This is a genomic window from Pseudoalteromonas sp. Z9A4 (assembly GCF_011378845.1).
GTDB lineage: Bacteria > Pseudomonadota > Gammaproteobacteria > Enterobacterales > Alteromonadaceae > Pseudoalteromonas > Pseudoalteromonas arctica.
Map to the genome: position 1 here is coordinate 193,285 of NZ_WTLA01000002.1, position 19,275 is coordinate 212,559.

Here is a 19,275-nt window from a genome sequence, read left to right on the forward strand (position 1 = left end):
AATCCCTAAAAATTATGCTTTTATACTCATACCATCGCTGAGTGAATAAAAATAAGCGCGAGTAGCGGGTATTAAGCCAATAATAAAACCGGCTGCCATAATAACGCCGATTAAGCCCAGTTCATAGTAAGAGAGTATTGTGATATTTACGCTTATACCGGCATGGCTTTGTAAGTAACCGCAGGCTGAAAAAATAGCTAAATAGTAAAGCATACTTCCTGCTAGGCAACCAAGTAAAGTGGTCAGTAGTGACTCAATACTTATAAGTGTAAATAAATGCCAAGGGCGAGCGCCTACCGAACGTAATATAGCAAGTTCGCGACGACGCTGACTCAGGTTTGCGAGCAATGTCGTTAGCATGCCAAGTAGGCTAATTAACACGACAACAGCTGAGAATAGCAAAAGTATTTTTTCTACTATGGCGAGCATTTCCCATAACTCTTTAAGTGTTACGGTTGGCATAATCCCAAGCAAGGCTTCTGGCTTATATTGATTTATATTACGCCTAATTTGTAGTGTGTATAAAGGCGAATTAAATCCCATTAAAAATGCCGTAATTTGTTTTGGATGCCCAACTAGGTTGTTATGTTCTTCATGCTCATGCTCATGCTCATGCTCATGCTCATGCTCATGCTCAAGGCTAGCTTTACCGCCGTGAATTAAATCGATTGCAGCCAAAGGAATATGCAGCGTTTTATCAACAGGCGTGCCAGTAGGGTTTAAAATACCAACGACTTTAAATGGGTTATCGTCATGATGATGAAAACTGGTATTACCCATACCGTGCGATATAACAATAGAGTCGTTAAGTTTATAACCTAATTTATTTGCAACTTCACTACCTAGCACCACTTCGTTAATTGCAGCAAAAGGGTGGCCTTTGTTAAAGGTTAAATTTTGTTTTTTTGCAAAGCGATAATGGCTAAAGTAATCAAGTGTTGTGCCTAGTACCGCTTGGCCTTTATGGCTGTCGCCTAGGCTTATAGGTATGCTCCATTTTACGCCTCGCTGACTTGTTATGTATTCATAACTTTTCCAGCTTACGCCGTTATTAGTATGGCCAATTCTAAATACTGACGAAAGCAGCAACTGTATGTCGCCGGTACGCGCACCAACAATTAAATCAGTGCCCGAAATAGTATTACTAAAACTACTTTTAGCATCAATTCGTACACGTTCAATACTTAAAAGTAGCATTACACTAATTGCGATAGTAAATAATGTAAGCAGTACACTTGCGCGGCGGTTTAATAAGCTTTTGTAAGCAAGTTTAGCGAGAATCATACTTGTTCCTGCAAGCTTATAAGGTCAATGGAGCGGTCAAATAAAGGCTTTAGTGTTTCATCGTGGCTCACAAATACCAGCGTACTATTAGATAGCTTTGCCTGCTCAAACAGTAGGTTTATAAAGCTTTCACGGTTATTTGTATCGAGTGCAGATGTGGGCTCATCAGCAATTATTAATTCAGGGCTGCCTATAAATGCGCGAGCTGCAGCAACGCGCTGTTGCTGTCCAATACTCAATGTCGCTACATCTTTATGGTGATACTGCGCAGTAAGGCCTAAAGCATTTAATAACCGTATCGCTTCTTTTTGTAGGGCAGAGTTTTTATTTAACGATTGCTTTAATATTTTTTGTTTTCGGCTTTTTGAAAACTCACACCCAAGCGTTATATTTTCAATAGGAGTTAAATAAGGAAGCAGGTTAAAGTTTTGAAAAATGTAGCCAATGTGATCCGCTCTAAAAACATCACGGGTAATATTGCTTAATGTAGTTAGGTTTTGGTCTAAAATTGATACCTCACCGCTGGTGGCTGTATTAATACCAGCAAGAATCGCTAACAATGTCGATTTACCTGAGCCACTAGGACCGTGTAAAAAAATATGCTCACCTTTTTCGATAACTAACTCTTTTATGTTGAGCGTGAGTGAGCTATCGCTTTTATGCCACTTAAAAGTTACGTTTTTTAGGTTGATCATTACTTTATTTTACCATTTCCAATAATTAAGCTTTTTACGCATTTTAAAGTTTCTTATTACATTAAGTGGCTTAGGTTTTAGTTTATCTTCACTTAATAAAAACTCATTTGTTGCAGCAACTACGCGTTCACTCGACTGCCGATCAGTATATGGATGAAGCTCTTGGCAATAGTTTTCAATGTTTTTCATAAGTGTTTTAGGGTACGTGAAAGCCTGCTCTAAGGCTTCTTCAACTTTATTAGGGTCTGTTACATTAAGTAGGTGTTCCTCAGGAGCATTATTACAAAAGGTGACCACAGGTTTTCGTTGGACTAAAAACATTAAAAGTACTGATGATGTATCGCATAACATAACATCGGCTGATTTTAATAAAGGGACTACGTCGTCGGTCTCAATAAACGTTAAATTTTGATTGCTTAATGCCTTATATTTGCTCACCAATTCAGTTGGCATTTTTGGATGAAATTGCATTAAAATTCGCCATTTCCCGGTTTCACTAAAATGTTTTATTTGCTCATATAGCTTTGGTGCAAGCGATAGTCGCTTTGAAAATGTAGAGCAGATTAATAAGGTTGGTCGGGTGTCTGATTTATTTGTATAAGGCGTTTCGGTGATGCCATCAAATAATCGGTCAAGAGGAGGCCAGCCAGTTTCTGTTACCTTGAAATAGCCTAGTTTTCTTTGTAAGGCTTTAAATGGGATTGTTGTATTTGGGCCTTGTGTACAATACAGGTCGAAACAACCCCTAGCTTTAAGGTGATCGTTATTCCCTTTTTTATCTAGCTTACCTGCATCAAAGCCATGAAACACACCTACTTTGATACCAGGGAAAAAAGTGGGTATTAAATTAGCCGGTGCAAACGTTGCATCGGGTTTCCATTCGTGAATCTCTTCAATCGAATTAAGCTGTTTCTCGTGGCTTTGTAAAAAGCTTGGGTTTACGTCTGTGCCTTGTAAAAACCAGCGCACTTCGCCACCATTAGCTAGTACTGCAGCCTGAATAGGCCTCAAGATAGCGTACGAATAATTTTGAGAGATATACATCAAGTATTTTTTATTTTTAGTGGCAGTTAAGTAGTTCAAGCTATCTCCTCAGGCTGGTTGGCACATTAAGTTTACCCCATTGCGACTCGCTTATAAATATATGCCTTTATTTGTTTTAAGCATCCGATTGAGCTTTGAGGTTGGCTAGATTATTATACAGCCCATATAACCCCATACCATACTTTGCTCAAAGAGCATCCCTAACCCCGGAGATAGCATGACTAGCTATAAAGTTTTAGACGTAAACGATGATTTACCCATTCGTACCAAAGGTGAAGTACACAGCGGTAAAGTTCGTTCAGTTTATTGGTTAACTGATGAAGACAGCGCTCGACTAATTAAAGACAAAGGCTACCAAGTACCGACAGGTACTGAGCTTGCGATTATGGTTATTTCAGACCGAATTTCTGCATTTGATTGCATTTGGCAAGGCGAAAATGGTTTAAATGGCGTACCAGGTAAAGGTATAGCATTAAACTCAGTGGCAGCCCATTGGTTTAAGTTATTTGATAAAGCAGGCCTTGCGGGTAATCATATTGTTGATATTCCGCATCCGTATGTGTGGATTGTACGCAAAGCCAGTACAGTAAAAGTAGAGGCAATTGCTCGCCAATATATTACGGGTAGCATGTGGCGCGATTACGCTAAAGGCATACGTAACTTTTGTGGTATAGATTTACCAGAGGGTTTAAAAGCGAACCAAAAGCTTGATAACGTTTTAATTACGCCATCAACAAAAGGTATTATTGAAGGCGTTGCTGATATTCCGCCAGTTGATGATGTAAATATTACTCGCGCTAACATTACTAATAACTTAAACGTATTTAACTTTAAATCGGCAGATGACGTAACCAAATACGAAAAACTGTTAGTTGAAGGTTTTAAATTAATTAGTGATGAATTAGCGAAGCTTAACCAAATTTTTGTAGATACAAAATTTGAGTTTGGTTATGTAGAGGATTTAAATGGCGCGCAACAGCTTATATATATTGATGAAGTAGGCACGCCTGATTCGTCACGTATTTGGGATGAAGCTGCATACAAAAACGGTAAAATTGTTGAAAATTCTAAAGAAGGTTTTCGCCAATTACTTATTAATAATGTGCCAGAGAGCGACGTATTATTAAATAAAGATCGCATGAGTGAGCGTGAGCAATTAGCAAAAGATTATATTTTACCAGAATCAGTAATGCTTGAAGTGTCAAATACCTATGTTGGTATAGCGAGTAAAATTGTGGGTAAAGATATTGTAATCCCAGAAGATCCTCGTCAAGACGTCATTAATATTTTAGATAACGATTACGGATTAATTATTAAATAACAGCACTTAAGTGCTAATAAAACCAGTAACTAAATCTTTATTTTTAGTTACTGGGCTATAATTCTTGCAATTAGTGCTCGTCTCTAATTAACTTAACCTAACATTAATATTTAGGTGTTGTTATGTTTGAACGGGCATTTCAAAAGTTTGCTAAAAGTCATTGCTTTTTAGCTATAGGTTTGTTTTTTAGTCAGTTTGCTTTAAGTGCGAATATTGAATTAGTAATAGAAGATCAACACGGCCAAAAGTTATCAGGTGCAGTGGTTGAGCTTAATATTGCTGACAAACAAGCCACACCATCAAATTTGCCCATTGCTATAATGGATCAAGTCCATAAGCAGTTTTTACCCGAATTATTAGTTGTACAACAGGGTCAAAAAGTTAACTTTCCTAACAGCGATAATATTCGCCATCATGTTTATTCTTTTTCACAAGCTAAGCCTTTTCAACTAAGATTATATTCAGGGCAACCAAAAGAGCCCATTACGTTTGAGCAACAAGGGGTTGTTGTTTTAGGGTGTAATATTCATGACTCTATGGTTGGCTATATCTATGTAGCGAGTAGTGAATCCGTGTATAAAACAGATAAAAAAGGCTATGTAAGTTTGCCTATTAATATACTGCCTGCACAAGTGAGTGTGTGGCACCCTTTACAAACAGCGCCATTGGAGAATAAAAAAATGATAACAATTAATTCTCAAAAACAGTTACAGATAACAGTAAATACATCGACCCCTGCACCTAGAAATACCTTTGGTAGTAAGTTTAAGGCTGGTAATGACTAATAGTTTACGAAATCGCATAACCATTTTATGTGTTGGCTTAGTGTTATTAACCACTATGGTCAGCTTGTTTAGTTTTTGGTGGTCTACGAGTAAGTTTCAAGAAGAAAAAGTAAATCAAGACATTACCGTAGCGCAAAATGTTTATAAGCAATATTTGAAATCAAAAGAAAGCCTACTACTAACCGCAGCAAAAGTACTCACCTCCGATTTTGGTTTTAAGCAAGCTGTAGCAACCCGAGATGCCGGGACAATAAGCAGTGTGTTGTTTAATCATAGTCAGCGTATTGATGCCGAATTAATGCTGCTACTTGATTTATCGGGTAAGCTAATTTCCGCCAATACTGACGAAGACGCTTTTGCACATAACTTAAAGCCGTTAATGGAAGAGCTTTTAAGTGCGCCAGAAGAGTCTAGTTTTGTGGTGCTTAATAACGAGCTTTACCAAATTATTTTATTACCTGTGAGAGCACCACGTACAGTGGCCTATAGTTTGGTGGGTTTTAAAATTGATGACAATGTAGCCCATGAACTAAAAAGCTTAACAGGTATGGATGTGAGCTTTATAGGTAGCGCTGACGATATTGTTATTAGCTCATTAGCTAATCGCCCTGAGCAATTTGAACCTGTTAGCTATTTTAGTACCGTAACCATATCGCGGTTTTTTGGGGAGTATTTGGTGTATCGTAACCGAGATATAGATTTACCATCGTTGTTGACCCATCCTATAATTATTTTACTGAGTGCCGATTTAACACAAAGTTATAGTGACTTCGAAAAACTTCTTTTTACACTTATTATTTTAGCTATTTTAACTATGTTTGTAGGTGTTATTACGAGCAGCATATTTGCAAATAATTTAACTACACCACTTACTCAATTAGCTGTAATAGCAAGGCAGTTTGCACAAGGTAATTATGCATTTGAATTTAAAGGGCGAAGGCAAAGTACCGAAATAGACACGCTAGTCGCAGCGTTTGATAGCATGGGTAATGATATTAATCAGCGCGAGCAACAAATTAGCTTTCAGGCTCAGCACGACTCCCTCACAGGCTTTTATAACCGCTCAGCAATGCTTGAGGTGCTTGATGATGAGTTAGATTCATCATCCGAGTACACACTCGTTGCAATAGACATAAAGGGTCTTCGCCATATAAACGATAAGCTCGGTCCACGCATTGGTGATGATTGCCTAAAGGCGGTTGCTTGCAGAATAAGTGAGTTTTCGGATGAGTTAGGAGGCTTTCATGCTCGTATTGGTGGCGATGAGTTTTTAACTGTGTTTCCGACGGCGGCAGCGCGTGAGCAAAAAAGCGGTATTGTTGGATTAATGGCGCAATTACAAGCGTGCTACACCATTCAAAAACTAAAAATTAACTTACGCTTTAGTGCAGGCATTGTACAGTATCCTACGCAAGGTATTGCAAGTGATGATTTAATGCGCCGTGTACTAATTGCTATAGAAAGTGCAGCTACTGCTCAAGAAAGTATGCATTACTATCAAAATGGCGAAGACGAAGCGCACTTAGAGCGCTTAATAATGCTTGATGAGCTAAAGCAGGCTATTAGTGATGATGATGGTCAGTTGTTTATGACTTATCAACCAAAATTACATTTAAAAACGAAAAAAATAGATAAAGTTGAGTCGCTTATTCGTTGGCAACGAAAAGATGGTAGCTGGGTTAACCCAGAGTTGTTTATTGATTTAGCTGAGCAGTCTGGGCTTATTGTTGAATTAACTGCGTGGGTAGTTAGAACCGTAGTTTCGCAAGTAGCCGACTGGCAATCTAAAAATATAAACTTGCAGGCTGCAATAAATGTTTCAGCGCAAGATATCGCATTTCTGGGTTTTCATGCTGCATTAGTTCGTACGCTTAAAAAGTACAAAGTAGACCCTAAGCTGATCACTATTGAGCTTACTGAGCGCGATATGATCGAAAACGAAGAAAAAGGTATTAAAGCGCTCGAAAACCTAAAGGCAATTGGCGTTAAAATATCATTAGATGATTATGGTGTAGGGCAAACATCACTGGGTCGATTAAAAATGTTACCTATTGATGAGCTTAAGCTAGATAAGTGCTTTATCCTAAAACTTGATGAATCGCAAAAAGATCAATTTATAGTGCAATCATCAATTACGTTGGGGCATCAGCTAGGTTTCTCGGTTGTAGCTGAGGGGGTTGAAACACTTGGCTCATTAAATTTACTTAGAGGTATGCAGTGCGACCATGCACAAGGCTATTACTTAAGTAGGCCTTTAAAAGCAGAACTATTAGAAGAATGGCTGGAGGAATACTATGAAAAAAATTAAATACTTATTAGCAAGTTTGTTTTTAATAATTAGTGTACCGAGCATTGCAAGCAATGGAAAACTGCTAGCTACGCCGGGAGTTTCTCAAATTGAAGGCAGTGGCGGCGGTGGTATTGTACCGTGGGCACAACTTGCTGGGTACGCAAGTGATGATGAATTTTCGGTAAATGGCTTTTGTAGCCGCGCAGATGTAACCGACTACACACTTGACGTATGTGGTGCACAACTTAATTTATTTAATCGTGTTGAACTTAGTTATGCCCAACAGCGCTTTGATGTACCAGCACTTGATGCTGAAATAGAGCAATCAATTACAGGTGCTAAAATACGTTTATACGGCGATATTGTTTACAGTGATTGGCCACAACTTAGCTTAGGTATTCAGCATAAATCACTGGATGATGGCAGTATTGCAACATTTGTAGGCGCAGAAGATACTAGCGGCACTGACTACTACCTCGCTGCTAGTAAATTACATTTAGGGGCTATTGCTGGCTATAACTGGTTTTGGAACGTAACTACACGATACAGCGAAGCTAATCAACTTGGTTTGCTTGGCTACGGTGGAGAAAATGGTCGTAGTAAAGCGCTATTTGAAGGCAGCACAGCTATATTTTTTAGTCGTGAAGTAGCCGTAGGTGTTGAGTATCGTCAAAAGTCAAATAACTTAAACTTAGGCGAACAAGATTGGAAAGACTTATTTGTAGCATGGATGCCTAATAAGTACGTAAGTGTGACAGCGGCTTACCTTGATTTAGGAAGCATTGCAGGGGCTGACGATCAAACAGGTTGGTATTTATCGGTAACAGGGTATTGGTAATGAAAAGCGTTGGTATTTTTATAGTATGCGTGGGGTTGCTTTGCAGTTGTGCTAGCTCAACGCAATTATCGCTTTATCAAAAGCTGGATGGTAAAGCGGGGATAGGCAGAATTGTTGATAGCTTTATCTATCAAATAGGTAATGACGAGCAGATAATTCATTACTTTGAACATAGCAATATAGCGTACTTTCGCCAAGGGTTTATTACTCATATGTGCATGCTAGTAGAAGGCCCATGTACATACGATGGCGACTCTATGGTGGCAATTCATACCGGTATGCATATTACAGAGAGAGATTTTAATCATGTTGTTGATTTGCTTATAAATGCAATGAATGAGCAAAACATTAGTCATAGCTTACAAAACGATATTCTTTCTAGAATGGCGCCACTTCGTGGTGAAATTATAAAAATGTAATTTTATTTTTTAGTAAAGAAAATACAGTTTCAACTTTTTTTTCTGGTGAAATTTCTTTAATTATTTCAGCATCATTTAAACTATTGCCATTGGCAACTAGAAATATTTTGTTCTCGCACTTAGGTTCTACAATACTCCAAGGTGAAGTTCCTAAACCAACTACGGCAACGAATGCTGTTTTTGTTGCCGCTGCTATATGCATTGCACCAGAATCAATGGTAATCAATAAATCTACGCTGGAAATTATGTCGACCAGTTCGGTTAAATTTGTTTTGCCTGTTAGATCTTGAAAATCAATATTCTTATCGCTTAAGTCTTGTGATATTTTAGCGTTTTCTGATGTCTCTTGATTGTCTCCTACAAGTATAAAGTGAGATGGCGATATTTGATTTATAAGAGCTAAATGCTTGAGGGTATGGATAATGCCTACATTTTTACCAAGCCACCATAATAAACAGCAATTACAGGTTTGCTGTGATTAGCTTTAATTAACTCACTCTTTTTACTAAAAATATATGGTTGGCCGTGGGGTTCATTTACTAGCCGGCAATACCTATTTATGTAGTGATGACTATTATTTAGCTTATATTTATGACTTAGTAGCCAAGAGCGTCCATTCTTTTTGTAGCCAATTTTGTATTTGATATTTGCTAAAGTGCATAGCAAGGCCTCAGAAAATGCACTTCTCATAATTACTGCGAGTTGAACGTTGTGCTCTTTTATTTTTTATCATAACGTTCATCTACCATCACCGTTAAATTTAAACGATCATCACGTTCGAATATAGGTGCTAAAAGGGTCTTAACTAGTACAATTATTTTATTGTTAGGATAAAGCTCTCTTAATAGTGATGTAGCAGTCATATTATTGATGGCATCACCGATAAACTTTGGCTGAATGACTAAAATGGCGCCAGTTATTTTTTTATTAGCCGTGTCATAATTAATATGTTTTCTCAATTAAATTATTAATAATATTAACTCAATTCTTTGGAGTTTTTAAATATTATGTATTTCTTGGATATAATTAATGAAAAACCTAATTAGCTGTCAGCAATTACACGAGCAACTTAATAATCCTGCATTAGTGATATTTGATGCAGGTATGTTGCGCCCAGGTGTTTTGGGTACTTATTCGCCGCAAGCAATGCTGCCTAACGCTAAACGTTTTGACATAAAAAACGAATTGGCCGATAGATCAAATCCCTTACCAAGTACGGTATGCAGCGAGCAGCAGTTTACCCACGTGATGCAAAATGCAGGTGTAAATAACGACTCGTTTATAGTTGTATACGAAGATGGCGGTTTATTTAGCGCAGCAAGAGCGTGGTGGATGTTTAAAGCTATGGGGCATCACAATGTTAAAGTACTCAGTGGTGGCCTTAAGACGTGGTTAGAGAGCGGTTACGCCATACAACAAGGTTATAGCAAAGCGTCAGGTAAAGGTGATTTTACGGCAAACTATAATTCTGAGTATTTTATTAATAGCCAACAAGTGGTTGACGCAATCGATGAGTCTAACATTGTGTTGCTAGATGCACGTGCTTATAAGCGTTTTACAGGCGAAGAAAGTGAACCCCGAAAAGGTATGCGTAGCGGGCATATCCCAAATAGTCGCTCGTCACCTTTTATGGATTTACTTAATAAAGGTGAAGCAAAACCACTTACTGAAATTAAAGCGATATTTAATGACGTGGTCGGTGATGCGCAGCAGCTACAATTTAGCTGTGGCTCAGGTATTACAGCCTGTGTTTTAGCGTTATTTGCTACCGAGTGTGGTTACAGTAATTTAAGTGTTTTTGATGGCTCGTGGAGTGAGTGGGGCGCAAGTGATTCATTGCCCATCGCCACGGGAGAAAAGTAGACGTGTTGGATATGTAAAGCTTGCTCACGTTAAAAGCGCAGCGCTTCTAAACCTCTTTGTGAATAATTGCATATTAAAAATATTACTCACAAGGAGAAATAAAAGAGAAGAAAATGAGAAGGTAAAAACCAATGTTTGCTCGTATTTGTATTAAATAGTTTTTACTTTCTAAAACCATAAGGGCAATTTTTACAACCATTTTTGCAGCACGAACCACGCTTTAAAAAAAACCACTTACTAAATATCATGTAACCACTTTGCATGGTGTAGTCGAGCCCTTCAATTAAATTGTCGTTACCTCTAAATTGTTTTGCAAAGTCTATTTGAGTTTTAATAGGTTGTGTATAAACCCCCTTTAAAAAAGTATTTATTTTATTAAGCGTGCACTTGCGGCATAAACAACTTGTTGCTGTGATATCAAGCGGTAAAATGGCCGGCAGCTCATTGCACCAACACACTGATATATCGTCTACATTACACGTTAGAGTACTGTGGCATTGAGTGCAGTTAAGTTCAGTCATTATAATTCTTTTTAGTAACAGTGAGCCAAGAATAACAAATATTATGAATACACAAAAAGCATTAGCTGAATTTATTACATTTGGTGAGCAAAGGGACGAAGCTATATCGGTTATCGTTTCAAGCCCTGCTGATAGCAATAAAACTCATTATACTCTCTCAACCGAGGTTTTAATTGATGTTCTTAAGCGCTGTTTAAGTAACGAAATAGACTTAGATGATTTAGAGCTTTGGGCAAACGTAATTGAATCGCGAGATGACATTGATTGTGCAGAGCATGAAGGTTTTATTTATGCGCTCAGTAATAGCGAGCAAATGGGAGAGCTTAATCATCAAAAGCTTGCTCAAATAGTTGCGTTAGTAAAAATTTGATTTGTTTAAAAAGCGAGGTGTAAAACCTCACCTACAAAAAAACCGCACTTCAATTGAATGCGGTTTTTTAAATTGAAGACAATCGTTTTAAGCGATTATTTATGATATCCCAAGCACGTTTCGACTTCGTTTTTAGAACCTAAAATAACGGCTACTCGCTGGTGGATTGCATCAGGCTGAATATCCATAATACGCTCGGTACCTGTTGAAGCAATACCGCCAGCTTGCTCTACTAGCATAGCCATTGGGTTTGCTTCGTAAAGTAGGCGTAATTTATTTGGCTTTTTAGGATCTTTAGTGTCAGTAGGGTAAGTAAATAAACCACCACGGCTAAGTACACGATGCACATCGCCCACCATTGCTGCAATCCAGCGCATATTAAAGTTTTTAGCGCGCGGGCCTGTATCGCCTGCTAGCAAATCATTGATATAGTTTTGCATCGCTGGTTGCCAATGGCGTTGGTTAGACGTATTAATGGCAAATTCGTTTGTATCAGCAGGGATTTCGGCAAAATCTTGTGTAAGTAAAAAGCTGCCTTGTGTTTTATCAAGGGTAAACATGCGCGTGCCTTTACCTGTAGTAAGCGCCAGCATAGTTGACGGGCCGTAAAGTACATAACCTGCTGCAACTTGCTTGTGACCTGGTTGCATAAAAATGCTTTCATCAGCAGCGTCAGAGCCCTCAGGCGCTTCCATAATAGAAAATATAGTACCGACAAGCGAGTTAATATCGGTATTTGACGAGCCATCCAATGGGTCAAATGCCACTATAAATTTTGCGTCTGGGTTACCTGCTACCGTGTAGTCTTCTTCCTCGGAGGCGATTGCTTTAACCGTGCCAGACTCCAGTAAAATATCTTTTAACAGCTGATTAGATAATACATCGAGCTTTTTTTGAGTTTCACCTTGAATGTTTTCATCAAGGGTTGAGCCTAATACGCCAGAAAGCGCGCCTTGACCAACGCGAAACGAAATTTCTTTACATGCCGCTAAAATTGTTCGAATTAATGATAAAAGTTCTCTTGAACAACCATCTTCAAGTAATACTGGAGGGAGTCTACGCATTCTATTTTCCTGATAACGTGTTAAAACCAATCATAATGTGAGAGAGATTAGCTTAGAGCGCTGAAATTCGTCTTAAATAACTGTATTGTTTAAATAGCCCCCTATAATGGGACCACCTAATCGTACTTAAAACACAAATAACAAAGATAAGATTATGAAAAAAATACCACTACTAAGTTACATATTCTTTACTGTGCTGTGCTCTATCATAACTCAAGCGCACGCAGCAATTAAGTCAATTGATGAATTTACTACGCAAATGAATCATTTTCCGGGCTATTATTCGTTTTTTTACGATACCCAAAACGGAAAAGTATATTTAAAAGTTGATAAGTTTGAACAGCAATTTTTACTGCAGCAAAGCTTGCCTTACGGTATTGGCTCTAACGACATAGGTCTTGATAGAGGTCAGCTTGGTAATACTCACCTTGTGCAGTTTGAGCGTTTTGGTGACAAAGTAATGCTACGTGCTGTAAATACTTACTATCGTGCTAATACAAGTAATAAGGCTGAACAGCAAAGTATTAAAGAGGCGTTTGCATCAAGTATACTTGCTGGTTTTAAAGTGGTCGCAGAAGATAAAGCCACAGCACTTATTGATTACACGCCTTATTTATTAAGTGATGTACACGGCGTAAGCCGAACGCTTGCGGCGCGTAAGCAAGGTAACTTTAGCCTTGATGAGTCACGTAGCGCCGTTTATATGAATCGCTCAAAAGCATTTGTAAAAAACACCGAGCTTGAAGCCGTACTTACATTTAAAGGCACAAAACCAGGTGAATTTGTTCGCCAAGTAAGTGCCGACCCTTATGCGCTTACTGTTCATATGCATCATTCACTTATTCAATTACCAGATGATAACTACACGCCCCGTAAGTTTAATCCGCAATCAGGTTTTTGGAGTATAGAACATAAAGATTACGCAGCGCCGCTTGGTGACTCTATGTACGTGCGTTATATACCGCGCCATCGTTTAACTAAAAAGGATTCAAGCTTACCTATTAGTGAGCCTGTTAAACCAATTGTTTATTACCTTGATCCTGGCGTTCCAGAGCCCGTTAAAAGCGCTTTGCTTGAAGGTGGAAAGTGGTGGAACGATGCATTTACTGCTGCAGGATATAAAAATGCATTTATAGTAAAAGTGCTGCCAAGTAGCGCCGACCCTATGGATATTCGTTACAACGTCATTCAATGGGTACACCGTGCAACGCGTGGTTGGTCATACGGTAGTTCGGTAATCGACCCACGTACAGGTGAAATACTTAAAGGGCACGTAACACTTGGCTCATTGCGTGTTCGCCAAGATATTTTAATAGCCGAAGCACTCGCTGCTCCTTATTTAAAAGGCAATGAAGTTGCTAAAAACTTGCAAGCAATGGCGCTTGATCGTATTCGCCAATTAAGCGCACATGAAATTGGCCACACGTTAGGTATTTCTCATAACTTTGCAGCATCGGTAGGGGATAGAGCCTCAGTAATGGATTACCCACATCCGCTACTTAGTTTTAATGAACAAGGTAAGCTTGATGTAACGCTCGGCTATGCAACAGGCATGGGCGTGTGGGATACCCAAGTAATTAAATATGGCTATAGCGATTTTACTAACCAAGATGAAAGCGCAGAACTTGCTGCTATTTTAAAAGAGAACAAAGCCAAAGGCCTTGAGTTTATATCAGATAGTGATGCTCGTGCTAAAGGTGGCGCGCATCCAACAGCTCATTTATGGGATAACGGCACTAATCCTTCGCAGGAGCTTTTAAGAGTACTCGACGTACGTAAAAAAGCGCTTTCGCAGTTTGGTATTAATAATATTAAAACGGGCGACTCATTATCGCAATTAGAAGAAAAACTAGTTCCGCTTTATCTGTTTCACCGTTTTCAGGTTGAGGCTGCAGTGAAACTTATAGCCGGTGTTGATTACGAATACGAAACACGCGGTGACTCACCCGTAAAAGGCGCACAAGTCGTTAATAAAAAAACACAGCAAGAAGCAGTAAACGCTATTTTTGCAACGCTTAAGCCAAGTAACTTATTACTTCCTGAATCTGTGTTATCGCTAATTCCGCCAAAAGCATATGGCGAGTCTAAATCGCGCGAGAGCATAGTTGGACGCACAGGGTTAACGCTCGATGCAATGGCATTACCCGAGGTTGCAGTGCAGCACAGCTTGTCGCTTTTATTAAATGCACAGCGTTTAAATCGCTTAGCGCAGCAACAAGCGCGTAGTAATGACTTTTATAGTTTAGATGAGTTACTTGAGGAGCTATATAGCCAAGTGTTTAACGTGTCATCACCTAATACAATGATAGGTAAAATCACTCAGCGCGTGCAATTTTTAACAGCAAAAGCTATGGCTGATTTAGTAGCAAGCGATAGTGCAAGCCCTGAAGTGCAAGCGCAGTTACGTTACTACCTAGTTAAGTTGAGTGAAGACTTTAACCAAAACTCAATGCTGAGCCATACAAGTACTGGCGAGAGTGCGTTTAAACAATATTTAGCTGAGCAAGTAAATCAGTTTTTAATTAAAGGGCAATGGCCAAATAACTTTAAAGTGCTGCCAATCCCACCGGGCTCACCAATTTAGAATAAAAAGTAGAAGCGCTTATTTTTAATCAATCATAAAGCAAAACACCGAGTATATTTATACTCGGTGTTATTTGATTATAAAAACGAATACGTACTCTAAGACTTTATTTGCACTAAATCGTAATCGGCCATACCAGGGACTATTGCTTGTAAGCGAGACTCGGTTACATCGAGTGCATTTAAACATTCGCAATATTCAGAAGCTTTAAGCTCTAATTGATGCGCCTTTTTTTGTAGCGACTTATCAATTTCTCTTGAGATGATATCCATGCGTTGCCCCATGTCGTTAATACGATCTTCTATATTCCCTTCGCGCGATTTAAACGCATCTCCGAGTGACACCAAAATAGCACCTAACGATCCATGCACTGCAGAGTGAATTTGCTGGCTTATTTCTTTAGTAAAAAAATCATCTATTTGCGAAAGTGATTGAGGAGCTATAAAAAAGAAGTCATCGCCGCGCTTAAACTTATCCATTAGCGCGCGCTCTACATACTTTAGTTGTGTTTTAAGTACTTCAGGTTCTTTGTCTGACATACCCTCAACTACGTGCTCAATAGCGCTTAAACCTAAGTTAACGCCATCTGTAGCCAGGTTTACTAATTCGGGGACTGTGTGGCGAATACCATTACTAAACTGTTCGAGTACTTTGCTTTCGTCATCGCTTAAATCAACCCAATAACCGCGAATAAACAGTTGGTTATTGTTATTAATTTGTACACGAGTTTGGCCTTTATCTAATATGCGAATCACATCGTCAGTAATAATTAAACCATGACGTAATTCAACATCGCACTGGGCTTGAGCAAAGGCACTGCAGCTTGAGAGCGCTATGGACAACGCCAATATCGAACGAGATAGAAACGCCATAAACACCTCAAAAAGACTAAAATGGAAGGCGAGTAGGTTAACAAAAAAACAACTTTATGCAAGTTAAAATAAGCCTGTGGGTTATCTCAATGAATAAGTGTATAAAGTGCAGCTTGCGTTTTTAGATGCGGTTATGTTGAACAAAATCAGCAGTACAACAAAGGACTTGGTATAAAGCTAAATAGGTAGTGTTAGCTCACATCTAAATAAGAACACGTGGTTTTAAAAATAAAGTTTAAAAAGATGACTCCAAATTTACTCTGGAGTCAGCTTAAAAAGCTAGCGGTTAAAAGCCAAAATCTCTAGTGTGAAACCACTATTAATCGAATTGCATCAAGTTGTAGCTGCGTTTTTTCAATATATGTAGCTAGGTCGCTGCGTTGCTTATCGTAGAAGGTAATTTCTTCTTGGCGAATATTCGGGTTAATCTGCTTAAGGGCTACCAGTCGCTCTTGCTCTTCACTGAGTGACGTTTGCATTTTAACAAGCGACGCTGCACGAATAACTTCAAGTTTTTCTTGTGCCATATCTTTAGCGGTAGTAATCATTGGGTGAACAGCGCTTTGTAGTGCACCTGCAAGTTTACTTGCTGTTTGGCGGCCAACGGCTGATAACTGCTGATTGAAGCCTTCAAATGCCACATTCTCACCTAAGTTATTACCTGCTTTATCAAGCAATATACGAATTGGTGTAGGCGGTAAAAAGCGACCAACCTGTAATACTTTTGGTGCCATTGCTTCTGCAACAAAAATAAGCTCAACAAAAAAGGTACCAGGCGGTAACTTTTTGTTTTTAAGCAATGCAACCGATGCGCTACCAAAGTCGTCGTCACAAATCATATCCATGGTGCCTTGCACCATTGGATGATCCCAACTAACAAAGTGTACGTCTTCTTGCGAAAGTGCCGTATCGCGATCAAAGGTAACGGTCATGCCATCTTCTTTAAGCGATGGGAATGAAGGGTTTAACATATGCTCAGTTGGCTTTAAGATAATGGTATTTTCGCCTTTATCTTCTTGGCTTACGCCAAATGTGTCGAACACGTTGATCATGTAGCTTGGTAGTTCAAACTGATTGTCGAGTTTTTCGATTTCAGCTACAAGCGAATCTGCAGCACCTTGACCCGATGAATGTAGTTCTAGTAAACGATCTCGTCCGCTTTCCATTTTTTTACGCAGTACGGCATTTTGCTGTGCTACTTGCTCAAGTAATGGATCGAGTTCGTCTTCATCGCAGTTATGCGCAGAAATATATTCAAGTAGATCATCACGGAACTCTTTATAAAGCATTTGACCCGTTGACGAGGTAGATTCGAATGCATCTAGACCTTCGTTATACCAACGTAGTAATACTTCTTGAGCGGTGTTTTCAAAATATGGCACATGAATGTTCACATCTTGTGTTTGACCTATACGGTCTAATCGACCAATACGCTGCTCTAGTAAATCTGGGTTCAATGGTAAATCAAACAACACTAAGTGATGCGAGAACTGGAAGTTACGACCTTCTGAGCCAATTTCTGAACACAGTAATATTTGTGCATTATCGTACTCATCTGCAAAAAATGCAGCAGCCCGGTCACGCTCAATAATAGACATACCTTCGTGGAATACCGACGCTTTAATTGCTTCGCGCTCACGCAGTATTTGCTCAAGACTGATAGCTGTTTCAGCTTTAGCACATATAAGTAGTACTTTTTCACGCTTAAGCGTTTTAAGTGTTTCGATTAACCAATCTACACGTGGGTCAAATAAACCCCAGCTTGCGCTTTCGCCTTCAAACTCTTGAAATATTTTTTCAGGAAAAAGAGCACGGTGTGCACTTAGTTCAGGGTTTTGAATGCCGCCCATGTTACCAAGAACCGACATAGCCGTTTTATACTGCTTTGGCAATGCCATTGGGTAGGCGTGTAATTTACGACTTGGGTAGCCATCAATGCCGCTGCGGCTATTTCTGAATAATATACGACCTGTGCCGTGGCGATCGAGCAGCATGTTAAGTATTTCTTTACGTGCTGGTAAATCACCTTGCTGTGCTTTTTCAAGAATATCAGTAATATCGGTTTCTTTTAATAGCTCAATTAGCGTGGCTTTGGCTGTGTCGTCTAGCCCTTGCTCTTGCAGTAATTGATTTGCAGCTTCAGCAACGTCTTTATAATTTGCTTCTTCTTCTTTAAACACGTCGTAGTCGTAAAAACGGTCAGGATCGAGTAACTGTAAACGTGCAAAGTGGCTGCTGTGACCAAGTTGATCAGGCGTTGCGGTAAGTAAAATAAGGCCAGGAATATCTTGGCTAAGCTCTGCCATACGTTGGTACTCTGAGCTTGGCTTGCCGTTATTTATACTTAGGTGATGGGCTTCATCTATAACTAGTAAGTCCCAATCAGCAAGTGTTGCTTGTTCAAACCAGCGTTTTTTCTTGGTTAAAAACTCAAGGCTGGTAAGTACTAGTTGCTCTGTATCAAACACGTTTGGCGAATCTGCAAACGCTTCGTCGCAGCGTTCTTCATCAAAAATAGAAAAATGTAAGTTAAAGCGGCGTAGCATTTCTACTAACCATTGGTGCTGTAGATTTTCTGGTACAACAATAAGTACGCGGCTCGCACGACCACTAATAATTTGTTGGTGTAAAATCATGCCCGCTTCAATTGTTTTACCAAGGCCTACTTCATCTGATAAAAGTACGCGTGGTGCAAAACGTTTACCCACTTCTTGGGCAATATAAAGCTGGTGCGGAATAAGATTAGCACGTTGACCAATTAAGCCTTTAATAGGCGATTGTTCACGTTCAAATTTATGTAACCACGTTTGGTAGCGAAGTGTATAGCGATCAAAACGATCGACTTGGCCCGCAAATAAACGATCTTGTGGTTTATTAAACTTAATAAAATGATCTAAAAAGGTTTCTTTAAGTTTGGCAGTTTCGCCGTTATCAACACGGGTGCCGTGATAACACAGTAACTCACCTTGTACTTCAATAGACTCTACTTCTAATTCCCATTCTTCAACGCTTTTGATCACATCGCCAGGATTAAATGCCACACGGGTAACAGGTGCTTCTGCCGAAGAATAAACACGGCTCTCACCACTGGCAGGAAATAATATGCTGACCTGACGGCCTTCAATGGCAACAACGGTGCCTAATCCTAAATCTGACTCTGTATCACTGATCCAACGCTGACCTAAGGAAAAATTCATGTATGTCTCGTCTATGATGAAAAAGGCGGCTATGTTACCTGTAAGCTAACACCACTGCAAGGCGCTATTTGGCTCACTTTTAATTAATTTTGTAAGTGTTAATTATTACTATTAAAACAACTTGTTTA

The 19,275-nt window shown here is 39.1% G+C and carries 17 protein-coding genes; 8 read left to right on the forward strand and 9 right to left on the reverse strand.

What is annotated here, in order from left to right:
* Positions 1–12: 12 nt before the first annotated feature.
* From GQR54_RS02545 to GQR54_RS02555, 3 genes are read right to left on the reverse strand one after another with little or no spacing between them, the layout of a single operon-like run.
* Positions 13–1,284: an ABC transporter permease gene (locus GQR54_RS02545; RefSeq protein ID WP_166376443.1), complete on the reverse strand. Its 1,272-nt coding sequence runs from the start codon at positions 1,282–1,284 to the stop codon at positions 13–15.
* Positions 1,281–1,979: an ABC transporter ATP-binding protein gene (locus GQR54_RS02550; protein ID WP_166376444.1), complete on the reverse strand. Its 699-nt coding sequence runs from the start codon at positions 1,977–1,979 to the stop codon at positions 1,281–1,283. Before GQR54_RS02550 ends, GQR54_RS02545 begins: the two co-directional genes overlap by 4 nt.
* A 9-nt stretch (positions 1,980–1,988) precedes the next feature.
* Positions 1,989–3,062: a CDP-glycerol glycerophosphotransferase family protein gene (locus GQR54_RS02555; protein WP_197192423.1), complete on the reverse strand. Its 1,074-nt coding sequence runs from the start codon at positions 3,060–3,062 to the stop codon at positions 1,989–1,991.
* Positions 3,063–3,240: 178 nt separating this feature from the next.
* Between GQR54_RS02555 and GQR54_RS02560 the strand changes: the two genes are divergently transcribed.
* From GQR54_RS02560 to GQR54_RS02580, 5 genes are all read left to right on the forward strand, one after another.
* Positions 3,241–4,344 (forward strand): phosphoribosylaminoimidazolesuccinocarboxamide synthase, encoded by a 1,104-nt coding sequence (locus GQR54_RS02560; protein ID WP_166376445.1) that lies wholly within the window; start codon positions 3,241–3,243, stop codon positions 4,342–4,344.
* Between the two features lie 122 nt (positions 4,345–4,466).
* Positions 4,467–5,129, forward strand: coding sequence for a methylamine utilization protein (locus GQR54_RS02565; protein WP_166376446.1), 663 nt, complete (start codon positions 4,467–4,469; stop codon positions 5,127–5,129).
* Positions 5,122–7,437: an EAL domain-containing protein gene (locus GQR54_RS02570; protein ID WP_166376447.1), complete on the forward strand. Its 2,316-nt coding sequence runs from the start codon at positions 5,122–5,124 to the stop codon at positions 7,435–7,437. Before GQR54_RS02565 ends, GQR54_RS02570 begins: the two co-directional genes overlap by 8 nt.
* The gene (locus tag GQR54_RS02575) at positions 7,424–8,257 is read left to right on the forward strand and encodes a DUF3034 family protein (RefSeq protein WP_166376448.1); all 834 of its coding nucleotides are present in this window, start codon (positions 7,424–7,426) and stop codon (positions 8,255–8,257) included. Before GQR54_RS02570 ends, GQR54_RS02575 begins: the two co-directional genes overlap by 14 nt.
* On the forward strand, positions 8,257–8,676 hold the full coding sequence (locus GQR54_RS02580; protein ID WP_166376449.1) for a group 1 truncated hemoglobin: 420 nt from the start codon (positions 8,257–8,259) through the stop codon (positions 8,674–8,676). Before GQR54_RS02575 ends, GQR54_RS02580 begins: the two co-directional genes overlap by 1 nt.
* On the opposite strand, the gene GQR54_RS02585 is transcribed toward GQR54_RS02580, so the two are convergent.
* Together GQR54_RS02585 and GQR54_RS02595 are read right to left on the reverse strand one after the other, a co-directional pair.
* Positions 8,663–9,100: a glycosyltransferase family 9 protein gene (locus GQR54_RS02585; RefSeq protein ID WP_166376528.1), complete on the reverse strand. Its 438-nt coding sequence runs from the start codon at positions 9,098–9,100 to the stop codon at positions 8,663–8,665. The genes GQR54_RS02580 and GQR54_RS02585 overlap by 14 nt on opposite strands.
* Positions 9,101–9,395: 295 nt before the next feature.
* Positions 9,396–9,635, reverse strand: coding sequence for a glycosyltransferase family 9 protein (locus tag GQR54_RS02595; protein WP_166376451.1), 240 nt, complete (start codon positions 9,633–9,635; stop codon positions 9,396–9,398).
* Between the two features lie 70 nt (positions 9,636–9,705).
* Between GQR54_RS02595 and GQR54_RS02600 the strand changes: the two genes are divergently transcribed.
* Positions 9,706–10,539 (forward strand): sulfurtransferase, encoded by an 834-nt coding sequence (locus GQR54_RS02600; RefSeq protein ID WP_166376452.1) that lies wholly within the window; start codon positions 9,706–9,708, stop codon positions 10,537–10,539.
* A 161-nt stretch (positions 10,540–10,700) separates the two neighbouring features.
* On the opposite strand, the gene GQR54_RS02605 is transcribed toward GQR54_RS02600, so the two are convergent.
* Positions 10,701–11,060 carry a DUF5522 domain-containing protein gene (locus GQR54_RS02605; protein ID WP_166376453.1) on the reverse strand — a complete coding sequence of 120 codons (360 nt, stop codon included), beginning with the start codon at positions 11,058–11,060 and terminating at the stop codon, positions 10,701–10,703.
* A gap of 43 nt (positions 11,061–11,103) precedes the next feature.
* On the opposite strand from GQR54_RS02605, the gene GQR54_RS02610 reads away from it, so the two are divergent.
* The gene (locus GQR54_RS02610; protein WP_007581969.1) at positions 11,104–11,430 is read left to right on the forward strand and encodes a hypothetical protein; all 327 of its coding nucleotides are present in this window, start codon (positions 11,104–11,106) and stop codon (positions 11,428–11,430) included.
* Positions 11,431–11,525: 95 nt separating this feature from the next.
* Here GQR54_RS02610 and GQR54_RS02615 read toward each other — a convergent pair whose 3' ends face one another.
* Complete coding sequence (locus tag GQR54_RS02615) at positions 11,526–12,494, reverse strand: class 1 fructose-bisphosphatase (RefSeq protein WP_166376454.1); 969 nt, start codon at positions 12,492–12,494, stop codon at positions 11,526–11,528.
* Between the two features lie 154 nt (positions 12,495–12,648).
* Between GQR54_RS02615 and GQR54_RS02620 the strand changes: the two genes are divergently transcribed.
* Positions 12,649–15,078, forward strand: a complete 2,430-nt coding sequence (locus GQR54_RS02620; protein WP_166376455.1) for a zinc-dependent metalloprotease — start codon at positions 12,649–12,651, stop codon at positions 15,076–15,078.
* A 98-nt stretch (positions 15,079–15,176) separates the two neighbouring features.
* Here the strand turns inward: GQR54_RS02620 and GQR54_RS02625 are convergent, their stop codons facing one another.
* Positions 15,177–15,950, reverse strand: a complete 774-nt coding sequence (locus GQR54_RS02625; protein ID WP_166376456.1) for a YggN family protein — start codon at positions 15,948–15,950, stop codon at positions 15,177–15,179.
* A gap of 302 nt (positions 15,951–16,252) precedes the next feature.
* Positions 16,253–19,147 carry an RNA polymerase-associated protein RapA gene (gene rapA / locus GQR54_RS02630; protein WP_166376457.1) on the reverse strand — a complete coding sequence of 965 codons (2,895 nt, stop codon included), beginning with the start codon at positions 19,145–19,147 and terminating at the stop codon, positions 16,253–16,255.
* Positions 19,148–19,275: the final 128 nt, after the last annotated feature.

Excerpts from the sequence above, each read along its gene's own strand:
- GQR54_RS02600 (WP_166376452.1), top strand. The coding sequence starts at position 9,706 with ATGAAAAACCTAATTAGCTGTCAGCAATTACACGAGCAACTTAATAAT.
- GQR54_RS02625 (WP_166376456.1), bottom strand. The coding sequence starts at position 15,950 with ATGGCGTTTCTATCTCGTTCGATATTGGCGTTGTCCATAGCGCTCTCA.
- GQR54_RS02565 (WP_166376446.1), top strand. The coding sequence starts at position 4,467 with ATGTTTGAACGGGCATTTCAAAAGTTTGCTAAAAGTCATTGCTTTTTA.
- GQR54_RS02545 (WP_166376443.1), bottom strand. The coding sequence starts at position 1,284 with ATGATTCTCGCTAAACTTGCTTACAAAAGCTTATTAAACCGCCGCGCA.
- GQR54_RS02620 (WP_166376455.1), top strand. The coding sequence starts at position 12,649 with ATGAAAAAAATACCACTACTAAGTTACATATTCTTTACTGTGCTGTGC.
- rapA (WP_166376457.1), bottom strand. The coding sequence starts at position 19,147 with ATGAATTTTTCCTTAGGTCAGCGTTGGATCAGTGATACAGAGTCAGAT.
- GQR54_RS02575 (WP_166376448.1), top strand. The coding sequence starts at position 7,424 with ATGAAAAAAATTAAATACTTATTAGCAAGTTTGTTTTTAATAATTAGT.
- GQR54_RS02610 (WP_007581969.1), top strand. The coding sequence starts at position 11,104 with ATGAATACACAAAAAGCATTAGCTGAATTTATTACATTTGGTGAGCAA.
- GQR54_RS02605 (WP_166376453.1), bottom strand. The coding sequence starts at position 11,060 with ATGACTGAACTTAACTGCACTCAATGCCACAGTACTCTAACGTGTAAT.
- GQR54_RS02560 (WP_166376445.1), top strand. The coding sequence starts at position 3,241 with ATGACTAGCTATAAAGTTTTAGACGTAAACGATGATTTACCCATTCGT.
- GQR54_RS02580 (WP_166376449.1), top strand. The coding sequence starts at position 8,257 with ATGAAAAGCGTTGGTATTTTTATAGTATGCGTGGGGTTGCTTTGCAGT.
- GQR54_RS02550 (WP_166376444.1), bottom strand. The coding sequence starts at position 1,979 with ATGATCAACCTAAAAAACGTAACTTTTAAGTGGCATAAAAGCGATAGC.
- GQR54_RS02570 (WP_166376447.1), top strand. The coding sequence starts at position 5,122 with ATGACTAATAGTTTACGAAATCGCATAACCATTTTATGTGTTGGCTTA.
- GQR54_RS02615 (WP_166376454.1), bottom strand. The coding sequence starts at position 12,494 with ATGCGTAGACTCCCTCCAGTATTACTTGAAGATGGTTGTTCAAGAGAA.